2 protein-coding genes are annotated in these 1,128 nt (G+C 75.4%); both read right to left on the bottom strand.

What is annotated here, in order from left to right; genetic code table 11:
- Nucleotides 1–129: 129 nt before the first annotated feature.
- On the bottom strand, nt 130–762 hold the full coding sequence (locus AB0G02_RS41655; RefSeq protein WP_360806533.1) for an AAA family ATPase: 633 nt from the start codon (nt 760–762) through the stop codon (nt 130–132).
- Between the two features lie 10 nt (nt 763–772).
- On the bottom strand, nt 773–1,128 hold a 356-nt coding region (locus AB0G02_RS41650), incomplete at its 5' end, for a helix-turn-helix domain-containing protein (RefSeq protein WP_360806531.1).

Here is a 1,128-nt window from a genome sequence, read left to right as displayed (position 1 = left end):
GGTCGTCGGGCACGTCACTCCTTGACGTCGGCCAGGAAGTTGATCACCCTAGCGCGTCCGCCGGGCCGTGTCCCCCGGTTCCGCACGCGGCGGTTCGGGCCGCCCACCCCGGGCGCCCGTGCCAGCCGGTCAGTCGAAGCGGATGTGCTTCACCGACGACCACCCCCCCCCCCCCGCCCCGCGCAGCCTGCCGTCGGTGTTCGGCGTCAGCACCAACCCGGCGGACGCGGCGACGCGGTCGGCCACCTGGGCCACGCTGAGGTGGTCGGTCCACACGCGCTCCGCGAACTCCGGCCCGCGCAACCGCTCCAGGCAGCGGTCCAGCGCCCGGTGCGCGGCGCTCTGCCCCAACCGGGGCGCGTTCCCGCCCAGCGCGTTGCGCGCCGTGTGCACGAGTTCGCGTTCCCGCAGCCGACGCGCCACCGTCTCCCGGTCGGCCAGCAGCGCGAAGTGCCGCACGTCGTGCCCCCGGTCCCGCAACCCGCCGACGACCTCCCGGAAGTAGGCGGGCTCCACCACCGTCATCGGCACCACGACCACCCCGGGGTGCCCGCGCAACGCCCGGTCCAGCACCTCGACCACACCCAGCCGCCACGCCGCCAGGTGCTGGAAGTCGGTGCGCAACGCGGGCGGCGTCATCCGGCGCAACGCGAACCCCACGTGCTCGGGGTCGCTGACGAAACTGCCCGGCAGGCGACGCCGGATCTCGTGGGCGGTCTGCGTCTTGCCGCCCCCGAACGGGCCGTTGATCCACAGCAGCACCCCGTCGACCCTACGGGCGTCGCGCCAGCCGGACGAGCTTGAGCGCCAGGTGCAGCTCCAGCCGGGCGCCGCCGTCGGACAGGTCCCGGCCGGTCAGCTCCGCGATCCGACCCAGCCGGTAGTACAGGCTGGTGCGGTGCAGGTGCAGCCGCTCGGCCGCCGCGCGCACCTCGCAGCCGGAGTCGAGGTAGACCTCCAACGTCCGCAGCAGCACGTCGGACAACCCGGCCAGCACCTCGTCCGGCGCCGCGCCCAGCAGCAGCCGGTACGCGCCCAGCTCCGACCACCGCACCCGGTCCGGCAGCCCCGGGTCCAGCCGCGCCAGCTCCGCCGCCGCCAACGCCTGCTGGTAGGCCGCGCCGGTCC

Source organism: Actinosynnema sp. NPDC023658, assembly GCF_040639995.1.
GTDB lineage: Bacteria > Actinomycetota > Actinomycetes > Mycobacteriales > Pseudonocardiaceae > Actinosynnema.
This window is presented reverse-complemented; position numbering and strand designations above follow the sequence as displayed.